Origin of the sequence: Luteimonas sp. MC1828 (genome assembly GCF_016461615.1) — a bacterium.
Classification (GTDB): domain Bacteria; phylum Pseudomonadota; class Gammaproteobacteria; order Xanthomonadales; family Xanthomonadaceae; genus Luteimonas.
In genome coordinates this window covers 1,129,301-1,153,440 of the sequence record NZ_JAEMNY010000001.1, presented here as the reverse complement: position 1 = coordinate 1,153,440, position 24,140 = coordinate 1,129,301, and the positions used below count along the sequence as shown (strand labels likewise).

General features: G+C 69.3%; 20 protein-coding genes and 1 tRNA gene. 15 read left to right on the top strand and 6 right to left on the bottom strand.

From position 1 onward, the window contains the following. Nucleotides 1-169 precede the first annotated feature (169 nt). From JHB91_RS05290 to JHB91_RS05265, 6 genes are all read left to right on the top strand, one after another. Entirely contained in the window at nt 170-1,105 is a 936-nt protein-coding gene (locus JHB91_RS05290; RefSeq protein ID WP_199375391.1) for a hypothetical protein, read from the top strand. Between the two features lie 74 nt (nt 1,106-1,179). After that, the gene (locus JHB91_RS05285; protein ID WP_199471952.1) at nt 1,180-1,524 is read left to right on the top strand and encodes a hypothetical protein; all 345 of its coding nucleotides are present in this window, start codon (nt 1,180-1,182) and stop codon (nt 1,522-1,524) included. A 44-nt stretch (nt 1,525-1,568) separates the two neighbouring features. Further along, nucleotides 1,569-2,228 carry a C39 family peptidase gene (locus tag JHB91_RS05280; protein ID WP_199375393.1) on the top strand — a complete coding sequence of 220 codons (660 nt, stop codon included), beginning with the start codon at nt 1,569-1,571 and terminating at the stop codon, nt 2,226-2,228. A gap of 2 nt (nt 2,229-2,230) precedes the next feature. Beyond that, on the top strand, nt 2,231-2,746 hold the full coding sequence (locus JHB91_RS05275) for a hypothetical protein (RefSeq protein ID WP_199375394.1): 516 nt from the start codon (nt 2,231-2,233) through the stop codon (nt 2,744-2,746). Between the two features lie 20 nt (nt 2,747-2,766). After that, nucleotides 2,767-4,134 carry an acetate kinase gene (locus JHB91_RS05270; RefSeq protein ID WP_199375395.1) on the top strand — a complete coding sequence of 456 codons (1,368 nt, stop codon included), beginning with the start codon at nt 2,767-2,769 and terminating at the stop codon, nt 4,132-4,134. Between the two features lie 119 nt (nt 4,135-4,253). Next, nucleotides 4,254-5,642 (top strand): sigma-54 dependent transcriptional regulator, encoded by a 1,389-nt coding sequence (locus tag JHB91_RS05265; RefSeq protein WP_199375396.1) that lies wholly within the window; start codon nt 4,254-4,256, stop codon nt 5,640-5,642. Between the two features lie 14 nt (nt 5,643-5,656). Here the strand turns inward: JHB91_RS05265 and JHB91_RS05260 are convergent, their stop codons facing one another. From JHB91_RS05260 to JHB91_RS05250, 3 genes are all read right to left on the bottom strand, one after another. Beyond that, on the bottom strand, nt 5,657-6,076 hold the full coding sequence (locus JHB91_RS05260) for a thioesterase family protein (protein WP_199375397.1): 420 nt from the start codon (nt 6,074-6,076) through the stop codon (nt 5,657-5,659). Beyond that, the gene (gene uvrA, locus JHB91_RS05255; RefSeq protein WP_199375398.1) at nt 6,073-9,009 is read right to left on the bottom strand and encodes an excinuclease ABC subunit UvrA; all 2,937 of its coding nucleotides are present in this window, start codon (nt 9,007-9,009) and stop codon (nt 6,073-6,075) included. The genes JHB91_RS05260 and uvrA overlap by 4 nt, the downstream gene beginning before the upstream one ends. A gap of 193 nt (nt 9,010-9,202) precedes the next feature. After that, nucleotides 9,203-11,626 carry a S8 family serine peptidase gene (locus JHB91_RS05250; protein ID WP_199471950.1) on the bottom strand — a complete coding sequence of 808 codons (2,424 nt, stop codon included), beginning with the start codon at nt 11,624-11,626 and terminating at the stop codon, nt 9,203-9,205. Nucleotides 11,627-12,148: 522 nt separating this feature from the next. Between JHB91_RS05250 and rplU the strand changes: the two genes are divergently transcribed. The 3 genes from rplU (at nt 12,149) to cgtA (ending at nt 13,907) form a co-directional block, all read left to right on the top strand. Then, entirely contained in the window at nt 12,149-12,469 is a 321-nt protein-coding gene (gene rplU, locus JHB91_RS05245) for a 50S ribosomal protein L21 (RefSeq protein WP_199471948.1), read from the top strand. A gap of 12 nt (nt 12,470-12,481) precedes the next feature. Beyond that, nucleotides 12,482-12,742, top strand: a complete 261-nt coding sequence (rpmA, locus tag JHB91_RS05240; RefSeq protein WP_199375401.1) for a 50S ribosomal protein L27 — start codon at nt 12,482-12,484, stop codon at nt 12,740-12,742. An 82-nt stretch (nt 12,743-12,824) separates the two neighbouring features. Beyond that, nucleotides 12,825-13,907 (top strand): Obg family GTPase CgtA, encoded by a 1,083-nt coding sequence (gene cgtA / locus JHB91_RS05235; RefSeq protein ID WP_199471946.1) that lies wholly within the window; start codon nt 12,825-12,827, stop codon nt 13,905-13,907. 244 nt (nt 13,908-14,151) lie between these two features. On the opposite strand, the gene rpsT is transcribed toward cgtA, so the two are convergent. Further along, entirely contained in the window at nt 14,152-14,421 is a 270-nt protein-coding gene (gene rpsT, locus JHB91_RS05230) for a 30S ribosomal protein S20 (protein ID WP_199375403.1), read from the bottom strand. Between the two features lie 236 nt (nt 14,422-14,657). Here rpsT and murJ point away from each other — a divergent pair, with 236 nt between their 5' ends. From murJ to ispH, 5 genes are all read left to right on the top strand, one after another. Then, a complete protein-coding gene (gene murJ, locus JHB91_RS05225) occupies nt 14,658-16,199 on the top strand; it encodes a murein biosynthesis integral membrane protein MurJ (protein ID WP_199471943.1) in 1,542 nt (513 codons plus the stop codon). Nucleotides 16,200-16,290: 91 nt separating this feature from the next. Continuing rightward, complete coding sequence (locus JHB91_RS05220) at nt 16,291-17,241, top strand: bifunctional riboflavin kinase/FAD synthetase (RefSeq protein WP_199375405.1); 951 nt, start codon at nt 16,291-16,293, stop codon at nt 17,239-17,241. Nucleotides 17,242-17,300: 59 nt separating this feature from the next. Continuing rightward, nucleotides 17,301-20,099 carry an isoleucine--tRNA ligase gene (gene ileS / locus JHB91_RS05215; protein ID WP_233398613.1) on the top strand — a complete coding sequence of 933 codons (2,799 nt, stop codon included), beginning with the start codon at nt 17,301-17,303 and terminating at the stop codon, nt 20,097-20,099. Continuing rightward, nucleotides 20,090-20,587: a signal peptidase II gene (gene lspA / locus JHB91_RS05210; RefSeq protein ID WP_199471940.1), complete on the top strand. Its 498-nt coding sequence runs from the start codon at nt 20,090-20,092 to the stop codon at nt 20,585-20,587. The genes ileS and lspA overlap by 10 nt, the downstream gene beginning before the upstream one ends. Nucleotides 20,588-20,653: 66 nt before the next feature. Beyond that, nucleotides 20,654-21,604: a 4-hydroxy-3-methylbut-2-enyl diphosphate reductase gene (gene ispH, locus JHB91_RS05205; RefSeq protein ID WP_199471939.1), complete on the top strand. Its 951-nt coding sequence runs from the start codon at nt 20,654-20,656 to the stop codon at nt 21,602-21,604. A gap of 73 nt (nt 21,605-21,677) precedes the next feature. Here ispH and JHB91_RS05200 read toward each other — a convergent pair. Continuing rightward, a tRNA-Thr gene (locus tag JHB91_RS05200) sits at nt 21,678-21,753 on the bottom strand. Between the two features lie 126 nt (nt 21,754-21,879). Between JHB91_RS05200 and radA the strand changes: the two genes are divergently transcribed. Then, complete coding sequence (gene radA, locus JHB91_RS05195; RefSeq protein ID WP_199375409.1) at nt 21,880-23,262, top strand: DNA repair protein RadA; 1,383 nt, start codon at nt 21,880-21,882, stop codon at nt 23,260-23,262. An 11-nt stretch (nt 23,263-23,273) separates the two neighbouring features. On the opposite strand, the gene ccsA is transcribed toward radA, so the two are convergent. Next, nucleotides 23,274-24,065, bottom strand: a complete 792-nt coding sequence (gene ccsA / locus JHB91_RS05190; RefSeq protein WP_199375410.1) for a cytochrome c biogenesis protein CcsA — start codon at nt 24,063-24,065, stop codon at nt 23,274-23,276. Nucleotides 24,066-24,140 lie beyond the last annotated feature (75 nt).

Below are 24,140 nucleotides of genomic sequence, written 5' to 3'. Positions count from 1 at the left end.
TCGGTTGCGACCATGCGTGCGCCGCGTACGCCGCCAAGAACCCGATGATAATCATGGCCTTGCATCTTGCCTTGGGCAGTTGGCACCAATCCTGCAAAGGATGGTCCGTGGCGTCATCCACGCGGACCTCCCCACGCGAGACGGCGCGACATCCCCCAAGGAGAACGAGATGCGCATCCGTAAGAGCATGATGGCAGTGGCGGTGTTGTTGGGTATCGGCATGACCACGTCCGCCTGGGCCCAGGACCAGAGCGAGGCCGGCGACGGCGACAACAACGCGATCAACGAACAAGACAACAGCAGCGGCAACAACCGCGACCACGCAGACGCAGCGCTGGGCCTTGGCCTGTCCAACGCATCGGCCGTCAACAACAGCAGCGCGACCACCGAGATCAACAGTTCGTTCAACAGCAACCGCGCGATCGCCAAGACCTACCTGGAAGGGACGGTGACCGGCAATCTCGTGTACGGCATCGGCAACTACGCCGAGAACAGCGGCAACGCCAATGGCGCGCGCGGCGGTGACGGTGGCAAGGGCTACGGTGGGCGCGGCAGCGGCGGCGACGGTGACGGCGGCAGCGGTGGCGACAGCGGTGACGGGCTTGCCTTCAGCGGGCGCGACGGTGATTCCGGCGCCATCGGCCTGAACGGCGCGGGCAGCGACTCGGATTCCGATTCGACTGCCGATTCCCGCGCGCGCACGCGGGAGCGCGGGGACGGCGATGCGAGTTCCGACTCGTCGGCCACGTCCGACAGCAGCGCGACCGCGGATGCCACCGCCACCGGCGGCGCCACCACGGCCAGCAACGCCGGCAGCAGCGGCAACGCGAGCACCACGTCGGGCACTGGCGGCAACGGCGGCAGCGGCACCGGTGGCGCGGGCAACGGCGGCGACGGCAGCGGCGGCGACGGTGGCGACGGCGGCAGCGGCGGCAACGCCTGGGCCGACGCCGGCTCGTTCGACATGTCCAACTCGATGGACGGCACGGCCAATGCAGCCGCGGGCCTGATGGTGATGGCGCAGAACAGCGGCGCGTCCTCGCTGATCCAGCAGGGCGTGACGGTGCAGGCCAACCTGAGCGTGGGCGGTGGTGCCGGTCCGTGACCTGAGCGTGTGACCGGATGTGTGCGCCGCGGCATGACCGCGGCGCACCCGCGCTGCGCCCAGGAGCACTCCTCATGCCTGCAATCACGATCTTGATCATGGCCGGCGCCGTTGCGCTGGCGTCACCGGCACCGGATGCGGCTGCCGTAGCCGGCCTCGGCCCGGCTGTCAGCGGCGACGCGCTGCAGATGCAATCGGGCAACGTCGGCCTGGATCCGGGCATCCTGGTCGAAGTCGACAACGCCGGCACCGTGAGCGGCAACGTCGCGCATGACAACGTGACGGGCCAGAACGTGGTCGACGGCGGCGCGTTCGGCAACGCCGCGGGCATCATCACGGTGATCCAGAACAGCGGCAACAACGTGCTCATCCAGAACGGCACCGCGGTCAACGTGCAGTTTGGCGGACCCGCGCCGTGACGCCGCGCGCGGCCGCCCCGGGGCTCGTGTTGGCAGCTGCCTGCATGCTGCAGGTCGCGGCACCGTGCGCCGCGGCAGGCTCCCCGGCCGAGATCCGCGTGCCGCATGGCGGCAGCTACGCGGTTCGCGTCACCAGCCTCAAGGAGGCGCGCTACCGCACCACCATCCGCCAGCAATACGACTTCAGCTGCGGCTCGGCCGCGGTGGCGACGCTGCTCACCTTCCAGTACGGCCAGCCGGTCGGCGAGGCCGAGGTGTTCAAGGCGATGTACGCGGCCGGCGACCAGGCCCGCATCCGTCGCGAAGGCTTTTCGCTGCTCGACATGCGCGAGTACCTGCACGCGCAGGGCTTCCAGGCCGACGGCTTCGAGTTGCCGCTCGACAAGCTGCTCGAAGAAGGGCTGCCGGCGATCATCCTCATCAACGACCGCGGCTACCGCCACTTCGTGGTGGTCAAGGGCATGCGCGAAGGGCGCGTCCTGCTCGGCGACCCGGCACGCGGCACGCGGCTGCTCAAGCGGGGCGACCTGGAGCGGCTGTGGGACAACCGTGTGTTGTTCGTGGTGCACAACCGCCGCGACCTGGCGGCATTCAACGCTTCACGCGACTGGCGCGCGGCGCCGCTGGCACCGATCGCCCTCGCCGTGCAGCGGCAAGGACTGCAGGACGTGGTGATGAGCCGTCGCGGACCCGGGGACATCTAGCCATGAAGACCTTCACGACCAGGCGCTGGCTCTGGCATCTGCTGGTCACCGCGCTGCTCGCCACCGGTGCGATCGGCTGGTCGCCGCCGGCGGCATCCGCCGATGGCATGCCCGAGGGATGGACGCCGCTTGAGGCGGACCGGCTGGATGCCCTGCGCGGCGGGTACGTGCTGCCCTCCGGGCTGCTGGTGTCGTTCGGGTTCGAGCGCATGGCGTGGGTCAACGGCGAGTTGGTGTCATCGCTGCACATCGATGTGCCGGACGTGGCCAACATCACGGCCGAGCAGGCCCAGGAGCTCGCGCGCCTGGGTGAAACCCAGCTGGTCCAGGTGGGCGCCGGCAACGTGGTCGCAAGCGGCGGCGGCGCCGGCCTCGTGCTGCAGAACTCGCTTGATGGCGCCGATATCCGCGTGATGACGACGATCAATGCAGGCACGACGGCGTTGGGGATGCTGCAGGCGGTCAATTTCGGCGAAGCCATGGGCAACGCCGGCATCGGCGCGATCGGTACACCGTGAGGCATCGGGGAGTGCAAGGCATGGACATGCGGACTGGGATCCGGGCGCCGCGGCGCCGTGGCGGTTTTGTGCTGAGCGCGGCGATTTCACTGGCGCTGGTGCCGGTGCTGGCCGCGCGCGCACAGGATCCGGCGCCGGTGGGCGGCAATGACGCCAGGCTCTCGGCGCTGGAAGCGCGCGTCGAGGCGCAGGCGCGGGAGATCGATGCGCTGCGCACGCAGGTGATGAACCAGCAGGCCGCCTGGGATGCGGCGGCTTCGGGGGTCGACGCGCTGGCGCTCGATGGCCTCCGCGCCCGCGGCGCGGCAGGCCAGGCGGCGCCGGCGGGAGCGGCGCAGGACGCGACAGCGGCGCGCGGCGACGATCCGTCCGACACACGCGTGGGCCAGGCGCCGGAAAGCTACGACCGGCCGCCCGAGGTGGCGCAGATCTTCGACCAGCCCGGCGTGCTGACGCCGAAGGGCAAGCTGATCCTCGAGCCGTCGCTGCAGACGGGTTATTACGCCAACGACCGCGTGGCGCTGATCGGGTACACCATCATCCCGGCGATCCTGATCGGCCTGATCGACGTGCGCCAGGTGAAGACCACCAGCGTGACCGCGACGCTCGGCGCGCGCTATGGCCTGGGCAAGCGCTTCGAGGTCGAAGCCCGGGTGCCGTATGTCTACATCAAGGGCGATACGGTCAGCCGCGAGATCTTCACCGGCACCGCGCAGGACAGCGTGTTCACCTCCGACGGCCGCGGCATCGGCGACGTGGAGCTGAGCGCGCGCTACCAGCTGGCGAACCGCGGCCCTGAACATCCGTACTACGTGCTGTGGCTGCGCTACAAGACGCGTACCGGCAAGGATGTGTTCGACGTGGTCACCGATTGCGTGACGCGCTGCGTGTCCAACGCCACCGGCACCGGCCTGCCGCTGGAGCTGCCGACCGGCAGCGGTTTCGCCGCCCTGCAACCCGGCGTCACCTGGGTGTATGCGTCGGATCCGGTGGTGTTCTTCGGCAGCCTCAGCTACCTGCACAACTTCGCGCGCGATGACCTCTCGCGCACGGTCCTGAGCGGCGCACCGGAGGGCTTCCCGCAGACCACGACGGAGTTCATCGGCGAGGTCGATCCGGGTGACATCCTCGGCTTCAACATCGGCATGGGGCTGGCGCTCAACGAGAAGGCCGCGATCAGCATCGGCTATGACCACAGCATCGTCGGCCGCGCGCGCCAGAACGGGCACGACATGCCCGGTTCGGTGCGCGTCGTGCTGGGCACGCTGCTGCTCGGCGCCACCTACCGCCTCAGCGACCGGACCAGCCTGAACTTCGCGCTCGGCGCCGGTCTTACGCGTGACACGCCCGACGTGTCGTTGACGCTGCGGCTGCCGGTCACGTTCTAGACCGGCAATGTCATCGGGCCGGATGTGCGGCCCGATGTCCGGTCGCGCGCACGGCGCGCGTTGACTGCTGTGGACTGGGAACGAGGCGTGACCCGGGGGGGCGGGTACGGAGCGATTGCATGCCGAAAAGCGCGGAGGTGCGCGAGATTCTCCATTGGGTCGTCGCGGGTGGTGGAGACGACCACGGTTTTCCAGCGGGCGTGGTCGAGCGCGGATGGCAACCGCGCCAGGTGACCGAGCCCGACCAGGTGCTGGGGATCCTGGCCAACGCCAGTCCGCGCTGCCAGGTCGGGCTGATCGACCTGCGCGACTGCGACCGGCTTGGCGAGCGCGGCTTCAGCCGCATCCTGCCCGCGCTCGCCTGTGGCGGCGTCGGCTGGGTGGCCGGCATCTCCGAGGGCCAGCTGCACCTGGACCGCATCCGGCGGCTGGTGCTCGACCATTGCCACGACTACGTGGTGCTTCCCTGCCACGACGAACTGCTGGCCCTGGTGCTCGGCCACGCGTATGGCATGGCGGGGCTGGGTGACTGCGGCGGCGTGGGCCAGCCGGTGGCGCCGCGGCCGGAAGGCATGATCGGCGACAGTCCCGCGATGCAGGCGCTGTACCGCCGCATGCAGCGTGCCGCCATGACCGACGCGCCGGTGTACATCAGCGGCGAGACCGGCACCGGCAAGGAACTGGCCGCCACCGCCATCCATCGCCATTCGTCGCGCCACGCCGGACCGCTTGTCGTCATCAACTGCGGGGCGATCCCGGAAAGCCTGGTGCAGTCGGAACTGTTCGGCTTCGAGCGCGGTGCCTTCACCGGTGCCAACCAGCGCAAGCTTGGGCGCATCGAGCTGGCCAATGGCGGCACGCTGTTCCTCGACGAGATCGGCGACCTGCCGCTGGAATCGCAGGCGTCGCTGCTGCGCTTCCTGGAGCAGGGCACGCTGCAGCGGCTCGGCGGCCACGACGACATTCCCACCGACGCGCGGATCATCTGCGCGACCCACGTGGACCTGGTGGCGGCGGTCGCCGCCGGGCGCTTCCGTGAGGACCTCTACCATCGGCTGCGCGTGATCGAGCTGGACATGCCGCCGCTGCGCGAGCGTGGCGCCGACATCGCGCTGCTCGCCGGCTGGGCGCTGGTGCGCCACGGCCGCGAAGGGGGTGGACGCACCCGCGGTTTCAGCCGCGACGCACTGCGCGCGCTCCACGACCATGCGTGGCCGGGCAACGTGCGCGAGCTCGTCAACCGCGTGCGCCAGGCCGTGGTGATGTCCGAGGGGCCACGGATCAGTGCGCGCGACCTCCGTCTCGACACCGGGGCATGCGAGCCGACGACCCTGTCCGAAGCGCGCTGCGAGGGCGAGCGCATGGCGATCGAGCGCGCGCTGCTGCGCAACGGCCACCACCTGCAGGCGGCCGCGCGCGACCTGGCGATCTCGCGGGTCACGCTGTACCGGTTGATGATCCGGCACGGCCTGCGCGGCAGCAGGCTGGACGTCGCCGGAACGGGCTGAACGCCGTCGCGCCGTCAGCCGCTCGCCACGTTGCGCACGCCCTCGGGCAGCGCCGTGGGCCGGCCGCTGGCGCGCGCCACCCACACCATCACCACGTGGCCGTCGGCGTGCAGCACGTCGCCGTCGGCGCTGGTGATGCGATGGCCGAGGGTGACGCTGCTGGTACCCACGCGGTCGGCGGTCAGCTCGACCACGATCGACGACGGATAGGGAATCGGCTGGCGGTAGTTCATCTGCACCGCCGCGAGCAGCGGCGCCACCTCGTCGGTCACCCATTCCTGGCCCAGCGTCTCGAACCAGCGGATCCGTGCCTCTTCGAGGTAGGTCATGAAGTTGGAGTTGTTGACGTGGTTGAACGCGTCGAGGTCGCGCCAGCGCAGTTCGATGGGCATGCGATGGAGCAGCTTGCCGTGTTCGCCGGAAGCCTGGCTCATGTCGTCTTCCTTGTCTTGCGGCCGCGGGTCGGCGTGCCGGTGCGACCCCTGGAACGGAGGGGGGCGGGCTTGTCGCCGGTGGCCGCCGCCGGCAGGTGTGCGTGCGCGCCGAGCAGCGGGGCGAGGAAGCGCCCGGTGTGCGACTGCGGCATTGCGGCGATTTCTTCCGGCGTGCCCTGGGCGATGATCTGGCCGCCACGATGGCCGCCGTCGGGGCCGAGGTCGATGACCCAGTCGGCGGTCTTGATGACATCCAGGTTGTGCTCGATCACCACCACCGTGTTGCCGTCGTCGCGCAGCTTGTGCAGCACGCCCAGCAGGTGTTCGATGTCGTGGAAATGCAGTCCGGTGGTCGGCTCGTCGAGGATGTACAGGGTGCGCCCGGTGTCGCGGCGCGACAGCTCCTTGGACAGCTTGACCCGCTGCGCCTCGCCGCCCGAGAGCGTCGTCGCCGACTGTCCCAGCTTGATGTAGTTCAGGCCCACGTCGGACAGCGTCTCCAGCTTGCGCGCGATCGACGGCACCGCGTGGAACAGGTCGAGCGCGGCCTCCACGGTCATTTCCAGCACCTGGTGGATGTTGTGGCCCTTGTAGAGCACGTCCAGCGTCTCGCGGTTGTAGCGCTTGCCGCCGCACACGTCGCAGGGCACGTAGACATCGGGCAGGAAGTGCATCTCGACCTTGATCAGGCCGTCGCCCTGGCAGGCCTCGCAGCGGCCGCCGCGCACGTTGAAGCTGAAGCGCCCCGGGCCGTAACCGCGCGCGCGCGCCTCGGGCACCTGCGCGAACAGCTCGCGCAGCGGCGTGAACAGGCCGGTGTAGGTGGCCGGATTGGAGCGCGGCGTGCGCCCGATCGGCGACTGGTCGATGTCGACCACCTTGTCGAACAGGTCCAGGCCCTGGACCTCGCGCACCGGCGACGGCGTGTGCGAGGCGCCATTGATCTCGTTGGCGGCCAGCGCGTACAGGGTGTCGTTGATGAGCGTGGACTTGCCGGAGCCGGACACGCCGGTGATCGCGGTGAACAGCCCCGAGGGGATGGTCAGGTCGACGTCCTTCAGGTTGTTGCCGGACGCGCCGCGCAGCGTCAGCAGCATCTTCGGATTGGCCTTGTGGCGCAGCGCGGGCACTTCGATCCGGCGCTTGCCTGACAGGAACTGCCCGGTCAGCGAGCGCGGCGCCTTGAGGATGTCCGCGTAGCTCCCTTCGGCGACGACTTCGCCGCCATGCACGCCGGCACCGGGGCCGATGTCGACGATGTGGTCGGCCAGGCGGATCGCTTCTTCGTCATGCTCGACCACGATCACCGTGTTGCCGAGGTCGCGCAGGCGCACCAGCGTGCCCAGCAGTCGCTCGTTGTCGCGCTGGTGCAGGCCGATGGAGGGTTCATCGAGCACGTACATCACGCCCACCAGGCCGGCACCGATCTGGCTGGCCAGACGGATGCGCTGGGCCTCGCCGCCGGACAGCGAATCGGCCTTGCGCTCCAGGGTCAGGTAGTCGAGGCCGACATCCACCAGGAAGCCCAGCCGTTCGCGGATCTCCTTGACGATGCGGCTGGCCACTTCGCCCCGCCAGCCCGGAAGCTCCAGGCCGGTGAAGAAGCGCAGCGCCTCGTCGATCGGCAGCACCACCAGCGACGACAGCGGCCGTTCGGCCACGAACACGTTGCGCGCCGAACGGTTCAGGCGCGCGCCGCCGCAGTCGGGGCAGGCGCGCTCGCTGATGTACTTGGACAGCTCCTCGCGCACCGCCGCCGATTCGGTCTCGCGGTAGCGGCGCTCGAGGTTGGGCACCACGCCCTCGAAACGGTGGCGGCGCTGGCTGCGCGCGCCGCCTTCGGTGACGTAGGTGAAGCCGATGAGGTCCTTGCCGCTGCCGAACAGCACCGCCTCGCGCACGTCTTCGGGAAGCTCCTGCCAGCGGGTGTCGACGTCGAAGCCGTAGTGCCTGGCCAGCGACGCGATCAGCTGGAAGTAGTAGTGGTTGCGGCGGTCCCAGCCGCGCACCGCGCCGGCGGCGAGGCTGAGCTCCGGGTGCACCACCACGCGCACCGGGTCGAAGAACTGGCTCACGCCCAGTCCGTCGCAGGTCGGGCAGGCGCCGGCGGGCGCGTTGAACGAGAACAGGCGCGGCTCCAGCTCCGGCAGCGCGTAGTCGCACACCGGGCAGCTGTAACGCGACGAGAACAGCAGCGGCGGGACGTCCTCGCCGTCCAGCGCGCGCACCTCGGCCATCCCGTCACCGAGCTTGAGCGCGGTCTCGAACGATTCCGCCAGCCGCTGGCCGATGTCGTCACGCACCTTGAAGCGGTCGATCACCGCTTCGATGGTGTGCTTCTGGCGCAGCGCAAGCGGCGGCACGGCGTCGAGCTCGTACAGGGCGCCGTCGACGCGCACCCGCACGTAGCCCTGGGCGCGCAGCTGCTCGAACACCTGCGCGTGCTCACCCTTGCGCTCGCGCACCACCGGGGCAAGCAGCATCCAGCGACGGTCGGGATCGAGCGCCAGCACCTGGTCGACCATCTGGCTGACGATCTGCGCTTCCAGCGGATAGTGGTGGTCGGGGCAGCGCGGCTGGCCCACGCGCGCGTAGAGCAGGCGAAGGTAGTCGTAGATCTCGGTGATCGTGCCGACGGTGGAGCGCGGGTTGTGCGAGGTCGACTTCTGCTCGATCGCGATCGCCGGCGACAGGCCCTCGATGTGGTCGATGTCGGGTTTTTCCATCACGCTCAGGAACTGCCGCGCATACGCGGAGAGCGACTCGACGTAGCGGCGCTGGCCTTCGGCGTAGATGGTGTCGAACGCGAGCGACGACTTGCCCGATCCGGACAGGCCGGTGACCACGATCAGCTTGTCGCGCGGCAGGTCGAGGTCGATGTTCTTGAGGTTGTGGGTACGTGCGCCGCGGATGCGGATGTAGTCCATCGCCATCGGGTGGGGTCCGGGTGGGGCAGGGGGGAGTGGGACAGGACGGGCAGGGCAATCAGGCAGCCTACCGAGCCGGGTATTTGGGGGCAAATCCGCGGATTGCCAGCGCCTGGCGGCGTGCCGGCGCGGAGTGCCCGGGGCAACAAAAAGGGGCCCGGCGAACCGGGCCCCTCGCTTGCAGCGTGTTACCGGGTGATCAGCGACGCGCGGTGTAGTTCACCGTGGTCGAGGCGCACTCGGCGGTCCCGGCATTGCAGACCTCGTACGTCGTGCTGCCGGCACCGGGGGCGCTGGCAGTGAACGTGTGCAGCAGGTAGCCGCTGTTGGCCACCGTGGCCACCGTCGCGCCATTGCGCTTGATGTCCACCTGCTCGCCGCCACCTTCCCACTTCAGCGGCACGCGGACGCGCAACGCCTTGAGCGCGAAGGCATAGGCTGCCGACACGTTGGTGGGCGGCTCGCCGGCCGGCCCGCCGACAAAGCTGCCGGTGAGGCTCACGCCCGTCGACGCGGCATAGCCGTCGAGGCGGACGAACCACTGACCCGCCTCGGGCGCGGCGATGGTGCACGTCTCGTTGCTGCCAGACAGCCATGGACGGCAATCGTAGGCCGCGTCGGTCGGGAGGCTGCCGCGGCGGACATACAGGTCCGTATCGCCATTCGTCCCCGTCATCTGGAACTTGAGGTCGGTCGCGCCTGCCGGCACGTCGAGCACGAAGAACAGCTCCTGGTTGGTCGCGAGGCTGAGGCCCGACACGGTGACGCCGTTCTGGAGCACGGTCGTCGTCGGCGGCGGCGGACCTTCCACGGTGTAGTTTCCGGTCAGCGTGTACCCGGCGGACGCCGTGTACGCGTTCACCCGGACATGCCACTGGCCTGCCGTGGGCGCAGTGAAGGAGCAGAGCTCCGACACCGTGCCACCCGTCCAGGGACGGCACTGCCAGATCGAGTTCGTCGGACGCTGGTTGTACTGGACGTAGATGTCCGAGTCACCCGCGGTGCCGGCGCCGAGGTTGAAGTTCAGCTGACCCTGGCCGGCCGGGACATCCAGCACGAAGTACAGGTTGTCGTTGGCCACCATGTCCGGCAGGTCCACCGTCACGCCGTTCTGGAGTACGGTCGGCGGCGGCGGCTCTGGCGGTGCCGGCGGGGTCGGGGGCAGAGGCTCCTCGCCCCTGGCGACCGCGACGGCACGGCCGGCGTCGATCATGCTGGCGCACCAGCGCTCGGCGTTGTTGCAGCCCGCGACCAGACCGTTCGCCGCGAACGCGGTGTTCTCGAGGATGGTCTCGACCTCGGCCGGCGGCAATGCTTCGTCCGCAGCCTCCATCATGAGCGCGATGGTGCCCGCGACGTGCGGTGCCGCCATCGACGTACCCGCATACCAGGCGTACGAGTCCGCGCCCTGGCCTTCGAGTCCGGCGTTCAGCGTTGAAAGCACCTGGTTGGTGGCCGGCTGCGAGCCGCTGCCGGCCGGAGCCGCCACGTTGATGCGCGTACCGAAGTTGGTCGACGCATAGGCGGTGTTGTTCGGCCCGGTGCCCGCGACAGCGATCACGCCATTGCAGCCAGCGGGGGAGAACCCGCTCACGTTCGCGCTGGAGTTGCCGGCCGCGGCGACCACGACGGTGCCGTTCGCGATGGCGATGTCGATCGCATCCTGCATGGCGGTCGGACAGACCGTGGTGCCACCCAGGCTGAGGTTGATGACGTTCGCGGGGGTGGCATTGGCCGGCACACCGGCCACCGTGCCACCCGACGCCCAGACAATGGCGTCGTTGATGTCGGCGAACGTGCCACCGGCATTGCCAAGCACGCGCACGTGCTGGACCTTGGCGCCATGTGCCACGCCGGCGACGCCGACGTTGTTGTCGGTAAGTGCGGCAACGGTGCCGGCGACGTGGGTGCCGTGCCAGGAGCTGTCGTACTTGTCGTCCCAGTCGCCTTCGTCATTCGGGTTCGCGTCGCGACCATCGTTGTCGCGGGCGTTGGCCGGATCGCTGATGAAGTCGTAGCCGGCGATGAACTGGCCCGCCAGGTCGGCATGGTTCACCTGTCCCGTGTCGAGCACGGCGACGATGTAGCCGGCGCCGTCCACCGTATCCCAGGCTTCGACGGCGTTGATGCCCATGCCGCCGCCCTGGTAGTGCCACTGCTCGGCGAACAGCGGGTCGTTCGGCGTGAACGCGCGGTACATGCGGCCGTTGGGGTCGACGGCGCGGACCATCGGGCTCTTCATCAGCTCGATGGTCAGCTGCTTCAGGCCGTCACGGTCGAGGGCACGGCTGGTGCGGACCAGCTTTGCCCCGGTGGCCAGGTCACGGTCGACCGCGATCTGGATGCCCAGGCTCTTGCCGACGGCCTGGAGGTGGTCACGGAGGGCTGCCGCGCTGGGCTTGGCGCCCTTCTGGAAGCTGATGATGAAACCGTCGTGGGTTTCGTTGGTCGGGGCCTTGAGGTTGGTCCCGTAGGCCTGGGCCGGCTTGGAAAACACCGGGCCCTTGGCGGTCTTGGCGGGCTGCCTGCCAGCCGAGTAGGCCGCGGGTGCTGCGACCAGTGCGGCTGCAATGGCCACCGCGAGCGCGGTCGTTGTCGTGGTGCTGCGAGTGCGTCGTGTCATTTCGATCCTCTCTCCCTTTAATCGATCCGAACGCTTTTCAGGGCGTCGGCCCTATCCACAGAGTTGCTGGTGCGACCACAGTGGAACTTGCAGGCCTGCCCGCGGCGCGACGGCTTGCGTCGGCGGCACGTGTGGGGAGGCTGTATACGGAGGGGCGCCGGGCAATGGCGTCGATGAGGCGCGCCGCGGGCGGATGCGCTGGCTGGCGGGGCAGGGTCGGGGGCGCGCAGCCATCGCTGGCCACCTTGGCGCTGGTCTCGCTTTGCACGAACAGAGGCCCCCGTAGACATTCATCCATCGCGGAGTCCACAGCCACCGGGCTCCGCACGCAGTCTTGACTTCCCTATGCGGCAACCCCCTGAAGCTACCGTCACCCGACGCTACTTGATGCAGCACCCCGCACGCAACCGTATTGGCTGTATTCAGGTTGATTTGACGCTAACTTCATGAATCGCCTACAATTCCGCTCCTGTCTGCCGCAAAGGTGACAGAGACCACAATAACTACATAGGAAGCTTGGTCATGTACGCAGTCCTGGTAACAGGCGGAAAGCAATACCGCGTGATGCAAGGCGAGACGCTCCGCGTCGAGCTGCTTGACGTCGAGGCGGGCAAGGAGATCACGTTCGACAACGTGCTCATGCTCGGCGACGGCGAAGGCATCAAGATCGGCGACGCGCTCAAGGGCGCCACCGTCACCGCCACCGTCAAGGCCCACGGCCGCGCCGACAAGGTGCGCATCGTGAAGTTCCGCCGCCGCAAGCACCATCGCAAGCAGATGGGCCACCGGCAGCACTACACCGAAATCGAGATCACCGGCATCGCCGGTGGCGACAAGAAGTAAGGAGCAGCAGCCATGGCACATAAAAAGGGCGTAGGTTCCTCGCGCAACGGCCGCGACTCCAACCCGAAATACCTCGGCGTGAAGATCTATGGTGGCCAGGCGATCGATGCCGGCAACATCATCATCCGCCAGCGCGGTACCCAGTTCCACCCGGGCGCGGGCGTCGGCCTCGGCCGCGACCACACCCTGTTCGCGTTGATCGACGGCAAGGTCGAGTTCGCGGTCAAGGGCCCGAAGAAGCGTCGCACCGTGAGCGTGGTTGCCGAGGCCTGAGCCTGGCGCCACGATTCAGCAAGGGCCCCGCTCCGGCGGGGCTTTTTGTTGTAATCCCCCCAATCAAGCAGCGGATCCAGACATGAAACTCGTCGACGAAGCCGAAATCACCGTGACCGCCGGCAACGGCGGCAATGGCTGCGTCGGTTTCCGGCGCGAAAAATACATCCCGCTCGGCGGACCTGATGGTGGCGATGGCGGGGACGGCGGCAACGTCTGGATCGAAGCCACGCGCAACCTCAACACGCTGGTCGATTTTCGCCACCAGAAGGCGTTCCGCGCCCAGCGCGGCGAAGACGGCATGGGCCAGCAGCGCTACGGCAAGGGCGGCACCGATACGGTGATCACCGTGCCGGTGGGCACCCAGGTGCTCAACATCGACACCGACGAGGTGATCGGTGACCTGGTGAACGACGGCGACCGCCTGCTGGTCGCGCGCGGCGGGCAGGGCGGGCTGGGCAACATGCACTTCAAGAGCTCGATCACCCGCGCCCCGCGCCGGGCTACGCCGGGCGGCGAAGGCGAGCAGCGCGCGCTGCGCCTGGAACTGAAGCTGCTCGCCGATGTCGGCCTGCTGGGCTTCCCGAACGCGGGCAAGTCGACGCTGATCCGCGCGGTCTCGGCGGCCACGCCGAAGGTGGCGGACTATCCGTTCACCACGCTGTACCCGAACCTCGGCGTGGTCAGCGTGGAGCCGGCGCGGAGTTTCGTGATCGCCGACATTCCGGGCCTGATCGAGGGTGCCGCCGATGGCGCCGGCCTCGGCGCGCTGTTCCTGCGCCACATCCAGCGCACCAGCCTGCTGCTGCACCTGGTCGAAGTGGAGCCGCTCGACGGCTCCGATGCGGTTGCGCAGGTGCGCGCGATCGAGCACGAACTGGCGAAGTTCGATGCCGGCCTGATGGAGAAGCCGCGCTGGCTGCTGCTCAACAAGGCCGACCTGTTGCCGGTCGACGACGCACGCGCTCTGGCCGAGCGCATCGTGTCCGAACTCGGCTGGACCCAGCCCTGGTTCGTGGTCTCGGGCCTTGCGCACACGGGCACCCGCGACGTGATGCTCAAGGTCCAGGCGTTCCTCGACGAACAGGCCCTGCTGGCCGCTGAAGCCGCCGATGCGGCCGACGCAGCCCATGCAGCCGCTCCGGCTGACCCGGCCGGAGGCTGAGGTGGGCGGGGTGGAAAGGGCAGGAGCTTCTTCGTGCCACGGATTTGCGCGGATCAGCGGGGATAGGGTGCAAGAGCCACACCAGATGCAGCCGTCTGCGCGTGACGCATCCGCTCGCCTCGGACAGATCCGGGTAAATCCGCGCAAATCCGTGGCCAGGAACGCCTTTGCCCTGGCACCCCGCCCAGCCCACGCAAAAAACCCGGCCGAGGCCGGGTTTTCGGGAAGCGCCGGTACAACGGCCTCAGGCGGCAGCAAGCGCCTTGATGCGGGCGTTGATGCGGCTCTTGTGGCGGGCGGCCTTGTTGCGGTGGATCAGGCCACGCGCGCTGAAGCGATCGAGGATCGGCTGCGCGACGTTGAAGGCCTCGCGGGCGCCGGTTGCATCGTTGGCGTCGAGCGCCTTGAGCACTTTCTTGACGGCGGTGCGCAGCTGCGAACGCTGGCTGTTGTTGCGCAGGTTGCGCACGACAGCCTGCTTGGCGCGCTTCTTGGAGGACTTGATGTTGGCCACGATGGGATCCTGGAAACTGGGGTAGAGATGAGTTTGGGGTCGAGCAAGCAGGAAATTATGGGTGAATCAGGGGCTTGCGTCAACAATGCCCGCCACGCGGGGCTGCGGGCGTGACCGGGTCCGCCCCGGCACCGGGCCTGGACAGCCCGGATCCGGCCGCGGCCGCGCCGTCTGCAGCTTCGGCAAGCGGGCCAGTCGCCCCCGGTCCCGGAGGTCGCCGCCCGCGTGGCGGGCTGATGCGTTCGACCGCGGTGTTCAGTGCGATGACCCTGCTGTCGCGGATCGCCGGCTTCGTGCGCGACATGCTGCAGGCCACGCTGTTCGGCACCGGCGGTGCGATGAGTGCGTTCATTGTCGCCTACCGCATCCCGAACTTCCTGCGCCGCGTGTTCGCGGAGGGTTCGATGGCGATGGCCTTCGTGCCCGTGCTCAACGAGATCAAGGAACGCGGCGATCGCGCGGCGCTCAAGGACTTCATCGACCACATGGCCGGCGCGCTGTGCGCGGTGGTGCTGGTGGTCTGCGCCGCCGGCGTGCTGCTGGCGCCGGTGATCACCGCGCTGTTCACGCCGGGTGCGCTGGACGAACCCGAGAAGTTCGCGCAGACGGCGCTGATGCTGCGCATCACGTTCCCGTACCTGCTGTTCATTTCGATGATGGCGCTGGCCGGCTCGGTGCTCAACAGCGAAGGGCGTTTCGCGCTGCCGGCGTTCACCCCGGTGCTGCACAACCTGACGATGATCGCCGCCATGTTCTGGCTGGCACCGCGTTTCGAGGTGCAGCCGGTGGGCCTTGCCTGGGGCGTGCTGGTCGCCGGCTTCCTGCAGCTGGTGCTGCTGTGGCCGGCGCTCGGCAGGCTGGGGCTGCGGCCGCGCCTGCGCCCCGGCTTCCGCCATCCGGACGTGCGCCGGGTCGGCAAGCTGATGCTGCCGACGCTGTTCTCGTCCTCGGTGGCGCAGGTCAATCTGCTGGTGGGCACGGCATTCGCGTCGCTGCTGGCCGATGGCAGCCAGGACTGGCTGTACTACTCCGACCGCCTGGTCGAGTTTCCGCTGGGGCTGTTCGGCGTGGCGCTGGGGACCGTGATCCTGCCGCACCTGTCGCGCCGGCATGCGGCCGAAGACGCGGACGGCTACAACCATTCGCTGGACTGGGCGCTGCGCATGGCGCTGCTGGCCGGCATGCCGGCGGGCCTCGGCCTGCTGCTGCTGGCCGAGCCGGTGACGGCCACGGTCTACAACTACGGCGCATTCACCGCGGTGGACACGCGGATGGCGGCGCTCAGCCTGACCGCCATGAGCATCGGCATTCCGGCGTTCATGCTGAGCAAGGTGCTGGCGCCGGCGTTCTACGCCCGCCAGGACATGAAGACCCCGATGCGCGCGGCCCTGCTGACGGTCGCCATCAACGTGGCGCTGACCATCGCGTTCACCACGCCGATGTGGCTGCACGACACGCCGGGCGCGCACGGTGGCATCGCACTCGCCACGGGTCTTGCCGGCGTGGCCAACGCCTGGCTGCTGTGGCGCTACCTGCGCCGCGGCGGGGTCTATGTGCCCGCCTTGGGCTGGGGCCGATTTGGCCTGCGGCTTCTGCTGGCGTGCGCGGCGATGGCGGCGGCCGTGCTGGCGATGCGCGGCTGGATCGGCGACTGGACGGCCATCGATGGTTGGCAGGCACGCGCTGGCTGGCTGCTGGCGACCATCTCCGCCGGCGCGGCGAGCTACGGCCTGGCCCTGCTGGTGCTGGGCCTGCGGCCCCGCCACCTGCGCCACTGAGGCCGGGGGTGGAGCGCCGCCGTTATACTCTCTGGTCGACCCCACGCGGTCGCGGCGCCGGTGGCGGCCGCACCTCTCCACCCAGGACCCCATGAAGCAGCTGTTCCGCGACGTCGACGGCGGGCCCTTGTGCCCCGAGGGCAGCGTGGCCTGCATCGGCGCCTTCGACGGCCTGCATCTCGGCCATCGCGCGCTGCTGCGCCACGCGGCCGGGCGCGCCCACGCCCTTGGCTTGCCGCTGGTCGCGCTGAGCTTCGAACCCTTGCCGCGGGAATTCTTCGCGCCTGTCGCTCCACCGCCGCGGCTGGGGCTGCCACGGGCGAAGTTCGAAGGGCTGTGCGCGCTTGGTGCCGATGCCGTCGGCCTGTTGCGCTTCAACGCCGGATTCGCGGCGCTGTCGCCGGATGCGTTCGCCGAATCGGTACTGGCCGGACGCCTCGCTGCCCGCGAGGTCTGGGTGGGCCCCGGGTTCCGCTACGGCCAGCGGCGCGCCGGTGACCTCGACACCCTGCGCCAGGCGGGGCAGCGACTCGGCTTTGCCGCCGGCGAGATCGCGCCGGTCCTGCTCGACGACGAGCGCGTGTCCAGCACCCGCATCCGCGCCGCGCTGACGGCAGGCGACTTCGCCGCCGCCACGCGGCTGCTCGACAGGCCCTATGCCATCGCCGGGCGCGTGGTGCGTGGACGCCAACTCGGCCGTACGCTGGGTTTCCCCACCGCCAACCTGCGCTTCGGCGGCAAGGTGCCGGCCTTGCAGGGCATCTACGCCACCCGCGTGCACGGCGTCGGTGACCGGCCCTGGCCCTCGGTGTCGAGCTTCGGCACCCGGCCGACCGTGGACGGCGTGGAGCCGCTGCTGGAAGCCCACCTGTTCGACTTCGACGGCGACCTTTATGGTCGGCGCATCGAGGTCGAGTTCGTCGCGCGCCTGCGCGACGAGGAAAAATACCCCGACCTGCCGACCCTGGTCGCGCAGATGCAGCGCGACGCCGAGCAGGCGCGCCACCTTTTGATGCAGCCCCCGCAGCGAGCGACCGCGTGACCGACGACGACAGCCAGCGCTACAAGCCGACCATCCTCCTGCCCGAGACCGCGTTTCCGATGCGCGGCGACCTGCCCAAGCGGGAGCCGGACACGCTGGCGCGCTGGGAGGGCGAGGGCCTGTACGCACGCCTGCGCACGCACGCCGCGGGTCGGCCGAAGTTCGTGCTGCACGACGGTCCGCCGTATGCCAACGGCGCCATCCACCTCGGGCATGCGGTCAACAAGATCCTCAAGGACATCATCGTCCGCTCGAAGACCGTCGCCGGTTTCGATGCGCCGTACATCCCCGGCTGGGACTGCCATGGCCTGCCAATCGAGATCGCGATCGAGAAGAAGCACGGCAAGGTGGGGGTGAAGCTCGATGCCACCGCGTTCCGCCAGGCCTGCCGCGACTACGCGCTGTCGCAGATCGAACTGCAGATGCGCGATTTCAAGCGCCTGGGCGTGCTCGGCGACTGGGACAACCCGTACCTCACGCTCGACCCGAAGTTCGAGGCCGATGAAATGCGCGCGCTGGCCAAGGTGGTCGACAACGGCCATCTGGTGCGCGGCGTGAAGCCGGTCTACTGGTGCTTCGACTGCGGCTCGGCGCTGGCCGAGGCGGAAATCGAATACCAGGACAAGCAGTCGACCGCGGTCGACGTGGCGTACCCGGCACGTGATGCACAGGCGCTGGCGCGTGCCTTCGGCACCGAAGTGCCGGAAGGTGTCGAGATCGCGGTGCCGATCTGGACCACCACGCCGTGGACGCTGCCGGCATCGCTGGCGGTGGCGCTGGGCGCGGGGCTGGACTACACGCTTGTCGAGGGCCCGCTGGTCGAAGGGCCGGCGCATGGCGGCCGACGCCGCTGGCTGGTGCTGGCCTCGGGGCTCGAGGCGAAGGCGCTTGCACGCTACGGGGTGGACGAGGTGACCGTGCACGGCCACGCCCCGGGCAGCGCGCTCGAAGGCCAGTTGCTTGCGCACCCGTTCTACCCCGGGCGCGACATTCCGCTGATCCTCGGCGAACACGTGACCGCCGAAGACGGCACCGGCGCGGTGCATACCGCCCCCGGGCATGGCCAGGAGGATTTCGTGGCGGCCCGGCACTACGGGCTGGTCGAGAAGTACACGGCGGCGCAGCTCAACCCGGTCGACGGACGCGGCGTGTATCTGCCGTCGACGCCGGCGGCGGACGGCGTGGCGCTCGCCGGCACGCACATCTGGAAGGCCAACGACGCGATTGTTGAAGTCCTCCGTGCCAACGGCGCACTGCTCGCGCATGCCAGCCTGCAGCACAGCTACCCGCACTGCTGGCGCCACCGCACGCCGGTGGTGTTCCGCGCCACGCCGCAGTGGTTCATCTCGATGGACCAGGCGGGGCTGCGCCGCGACGCGCTCGCCGCGATCCAGGGCGTGGAGTGGTTTCCCGGGTGGGGTGAAGCGCGCATCGCGGGCATGGTCGAGGGCCGCCCGGACTGGACGATCTCGCGCCAGCGCACCTGGGGCGTGCCGATCGCGCTGTTCGTGCACCGCGAGACCGGCGAGCCGCACCCGCGCTCCAGCGAACTGATGCGCGCTGCCGCCGACCGCGTCGAGGTTGCCGGCATCGATGCCTGGTACGACCTCGATCCGGCCGAGCTACTGGGCGACGAGGCGGGCGACTACGACCGCATCACCGACATCCTCGACGTCTGGTTCGATTCCGGCGTCACCCACGAGTGCGTGCTGGCCGCGCGCGGCATCGGCAAGCCGGCCGACCTGTACCTCGAAGGCTCGGACCAGCACCGCGGCTGGTTCCAGTCGTCGCTGCTCACCGGTATCGCGATCGACGGCGCCGCGCCGTACCGGCAGTGCCTGACGCACGGCTTCACGGTCGACGAGAACGGCCGCAAGATGTCGAAGTCGCTCGGCAACGGCATTGAGCCGCAGGAAATCATGAAGACGCTGGGCGCGGACATCCTGCGCCTGTGGATCGCGTCGGCCGACTACAGCAACGAGATGTCGCTGTCGAAGGAGATCCTCAAGCGCAACGCCGATGCCTACCGCCGCATCCGCAACACCGCGCGCTTCCTGCTCGGCAACCTGCACGGGTTCGACCCGGTGCGCGACCTGCGCCCGCTCGACGACATGGTGGCGCTGGACCGCTGGATCGTGCACCGCGCGTGGGAAGTGCAGGAAAAGATCGTCGCCGCATACGCGCGCTACGATTTCGCGGAGATCATCCAGGCGCTGCTCAATTTCTGCAGCGTCGACCTCGGTTCGCTGTACCTCGATGTCACCAAGGACCGGCTGTACACCATGCCGGAGGACTCGCGCGGCCGGCGCAGCGCGCAGAGCGCGATGTACCGCATCACCGAGGCCTTCGTGCGCTGGATCGCCCCGGTGCTGGCGTTCACCGCCGACGAAATGTGGAGCCACCTGCCGGGCACGCGCGAGGACAACGTGCTGTTCGCCACCTGGTACGACGGCCTGGCGCCGATGGCCGACGACGCCGCGATGTCGGCGCGCGAGTTCGACGAGTTGCTGCGCCTGCGCGAGCAGGTGGCCAAGGTGCTCGAGCCGATGCGCGCGAGCGGCGTGATCGGTGCCGCGCTGGAAGCCGAGATCACGCTCGCATGCGGCGTCGCCGACCAGAATCGGCTGTCGCCGCTGCTCGACGAACTCCGCTTCCTGCTGATCAGCGGCGATGTCGCGCTGGTGGTCGCCGATGGCGCCACCGAGATCGGCGTCAGCGCGACGGCCACCACCAAGCCCAAGTGCGTGCGCTGCTGGCAGCACCGCGGCGACATCGGCACCGTCGCCGCGCATCCGCTGCTGTGCACGCGCTGCGCGGGCAACGTCGAAGGCAACACTGAGGATCGCCAATGGTTCTGAAGCCCGCCCGCAATGCGTTGCCCTGGCTGCTGCTTTCCGCGCTGGTCATCGTGCTCGACCAGCTGAGCAAGCAGTGGGTACTCAGCAGCCTGCCGGAGTACACGGCGATCCCGGTGATCGACGGATTCTGGAACTGGTACCGCACCTACAACACGGGTGCCGCGTTCAGCTTTCTGTCCGATGCCGGTGGTTGGCAGAAGTGGTTCTTCAGCATCCTGGCGTTCGGCATCAGCGGTCTGCTGGCGGTGTGGCTTTCGCGCACCCCGCGTGGTGACTGGCGCACGGCGCTGCCGTTCGCGCTTGTGATCGGCGGCGCGATCGGCAACGTGATCGACCGGATCGTGCATGGCCATGTCATCGATTTCGTCCAGTGGCACTGGCGCGATTACTACTGGCCGGCGTTCAACATCGCCGATGCCGCGATCGTCGGCGGTGCGATCGGGATCGCGCTGTTCGGGCTGATCGCAGGCAAGCCGAAGCCGGCATAAACGCGCGCCGCTCCTCCCGCAGCCCGGGAAGGGCGGCGCCCGTGCCGGGGCGGTAGAATGGCCATCATGGATATCGTGCTCGCCAACCCCCGTGGTTTCTGTGCCGGCGTGGACCGCGCCATCGAGATCGTCAAGCGCGCCATCGAGACGCTCGGCGCGCCCATCTACGTGCGCCACGAGGTGGTCCACAACCGCTACGTGGTCGATGACCTGAAGAAGCGCGGCGCGATCTTCGTCGAGGAGCTCGACGAGGTGCCCGATGGCAACACCGTGATCTTCAGCGCCCACGGCGTCTCGCAGGCGGTGCGCCAGGAAGCCGACCGGCGCGGCCTGAAGGTGTTCGACGCCACCTGTCCTCTGGTGACCAAGGTGCACCTGGAGGTCGCGCGGCAGTGCCGAGCCGGGCGCGACGTGGTGCTGATCGGCCATGCCGGGCATCCGGAAGTCGAAGGCACGATGGGCCAGTGGAACAAGGAACGCGGCACCGGGCGCATCTACCTGGTCGAGGACGTCGCCGATGTGGCCGTGCTCGAGGTCTCGCAGCCCGGGAACCTGGCCTACACGACCCAGACCACGCTGTCGGTGGATGACACCCGCAGCGTCATCGAGGCCCTGCGCCTGCGTTTCCCGGCGATCCAGGGGCCAAAGAACGACGACATCTGCTACGCCACCCAGAACCGCCAGGACGCGGTGCGCGCGCTGGCGTCGCAGTGCGACCTGGTGCTGGTGGTCGGTTCGCCGAACAGCTCCAACTCCAACCGGCTCCGGGAGCTGGCCGAGCGCGATGGTGTCGAGGCGTACCTGATCGACGGTGCCGAGGAGATCGACGTGCGCTGGGTCGAAGGCCGCCGCCACATCGGCGTGACCGCCGGCGCCTCGGCGCCGGACGTGCTGGTGGAAGGCGTGCTGGCGCGCCTGCGCGAGCTGGGCGCCGTAGGCATCCGCGAGCTGTCCGGCGAGCCGGAGAACATGGTGTTCGCGCTGCCCAAGGAACTGCGCCTGCGGCTGGTGGAGTAGGGCGGGCGGCCGGGCCACCCCGGCCTGGCTCGCGCAACAAAAAGGCCGCCCGAGGGCGGCCTTTCTGCGTCACTGGTGCCGGAAATAGGAATCGAACCTACGACCTACGCATTACGAATGCGCCGCTCTACCAACTGAGCTATTCCGGCGTGGCCGCGCATTGTAGGGCGAGCGGGCGCGTACGGTCAAAGCGGAAGGGCGCAGGGGCGTCGCGTCTCGCCCGACGCGACCGGTGGCCGCTATCCTGCGGCCTCTCCAACACCCCCGGGATGTCCATGGCCAAGGCGCGCACCGCCTACGTCTGCACCGAATGCGGCGCCGATTCCAGCAAGTGGCAGGGCCAGTGCGGCGCCTGCGGGGCGTGGGACACGGTGTCGGAGATCGTGCTCGAGCCTGCGTCGGCGGCCAAGGCGTCGTCGCCCGCGCGCCGTGGCGGCTGGGCCGGCAAGGTCGAGGCGCCGCAGGTCACGGCGCTCAAGGACGTGCGCCACCATGAGGACGAGCGCGTCTCCACCGGCATCGGTGAGTTCGACCGCGTGCTCGGCGGTGGTCTGGTGGAAGGTGCCGTGGTGCTGGTGGGTGGCGATCCGGGCATCGGCAAGTCCACCCTGTTGCTGCAGGCGATGGCCAGCATGTCGGGCACGCTGCCGGGGCTGTATGTCACCGGAGAGGAGTCGCTGGCCCAGGTGGCCGGCCGCGCCGCGCGGCTGGGCCTGCCGCTCGACGGCCTCAGCGCCCTGGCGGAAACCGGCGTGGAGAACATCCTCGGCCATGCCGCCAAGCTGCGCCCCAGGGTGATCGTCGCCGATTCGGTGCAGACGCTGTGGACGGAATCGATGACCGCCGCGCCCGGATCCGTCGGCCAGGTGCGTGAATCCGCCGCGCGCCTGGTGCGCTACGCCAAGGAAACCGGGACCGCGGTGTTCCTGGTCGGCCACGTCACCAAGGAGGGCGGCATCGCCGGCCCGCGCGTGCTCGAGCACATGGTCGACGCGGTGCTGTATTTCGAGGGCGACAGCGGCAGCCGTTTCCGCGTGCTGCGCGCGTTCAAGAACCGCTTCGGCGCCGTCAACGAACTCGGCGTGTTCGCGATGGGCGACAAGGGGCTGAAGGAAGTGCCGAATCCGTCCGCGATCTTCCTGTCGGGTGCCACGCGGCAGCCGGGGAGCTGCGTGATGGTCACGCGCGAGGGCACGCGGCCGCTGCTGGTCGAGGTGCAGGCGCTGGTCGATTCCTCGCCGCTGTCCAACCCGCGGCGCGTGGCGGTCGGCCTGGAGCAGAACCGGCTGGCGATGCTGCTGGCCGTCCTTCACCGCCACGGCGGCGTCATGGTCGGCGACCAGGACGTGTTCGTGAACGTGGTCGGCGGCATCCGGGTGCAGGAGACCGCGGCCGACCTGCCGGTGCTGCTGGCAGTGCTGTCGTCGCTGCGCGACCAGCCCTTGGCGGACAAGACCATCGCGTTCGGCGAGGTGGGGTTGTCGGGTGAGATCCGCCCTGTCCCCAACGGCGAGGAGCGCCTGAAGGAAGCCGCCACCCACGGCTTCAAGCGCGCGATCGTGCCCAAGGCCAATGCGCCGCGCGCGGCTGCCTACAAGGGCATGGAGGTGGTGGCGGTGGAGCGGCTGTCGGACGCGATCACCGCCGCTTCAGAATAGTCGGGCGGGCGTCAGCGCCTGCCGAGGACCATTTCCAGCACGAACTTGCTGCCGAAGAACGCCAGCACCAGCAGCACCATCGCCGCCAGCGTCCAGCGCACGGCGACCGCGCCGCGCCAGCCACGTTGCCAGCGGCCGACCAGCAGTGCGCCGAAGGCCAGCCACGACAGCACGCTCAGCACCGACTTGTGCACCAGGTGCTGGGCGAAGAAATCGTCGACGAAGACGAGGCCGGTGAGCAGGGTCGCGGTGAGCAGCACGAAGCCGACGGTGATGGTGCGGAAGAGCAGGGTTTCGAGTTCGACCATCGGCGGGAGCACGTGCAGCCAGCCGTGGAATTCGCGCCGGCGAAGGCTGCGTTCCTGCAGCCAGAGCATGATCGCCAGCACGGCGGCGACGGCGAGCGTGGCGTACGCGAGCAGTGCCGAGCCGGCATGCAGGCGCAGCGGAAGCGACAGCTGCGACGCGCCCAAGCCACCGCCGCGCTGGCTGGCCCACGCCAGCAGCGACGCCATCGCGATCGGAAACACCACTACGCCCAGCGCCGCCATGCGGCCACGTGCGCCATAGCCCGCGGTAAGCGCGGCCATGCCCAGCCCGACCAGTGACAGCGCGGCATAAAAATGCAGGTCCACGCCGCCAACGGCGTGCCACTCGGCGGCGTGGGTGACGGCATGCGCGATCACCGCCGCGGCCGCGAAGGGTAGCCAGCCGCGCCCCACCGACGGGCCCCGGCGCAGTGAGCGGACCAGCAGCGCGGTCGCAATGGCATAGAGCAGGGCCGCGATGAGAAGCGATGTCATCGCGCAAGTGTAGGGCAATCCTGGGGGCCCGCAGCGTGCCGGTATACTGGTCGGCCCTCAGATCACGCGGTCGCA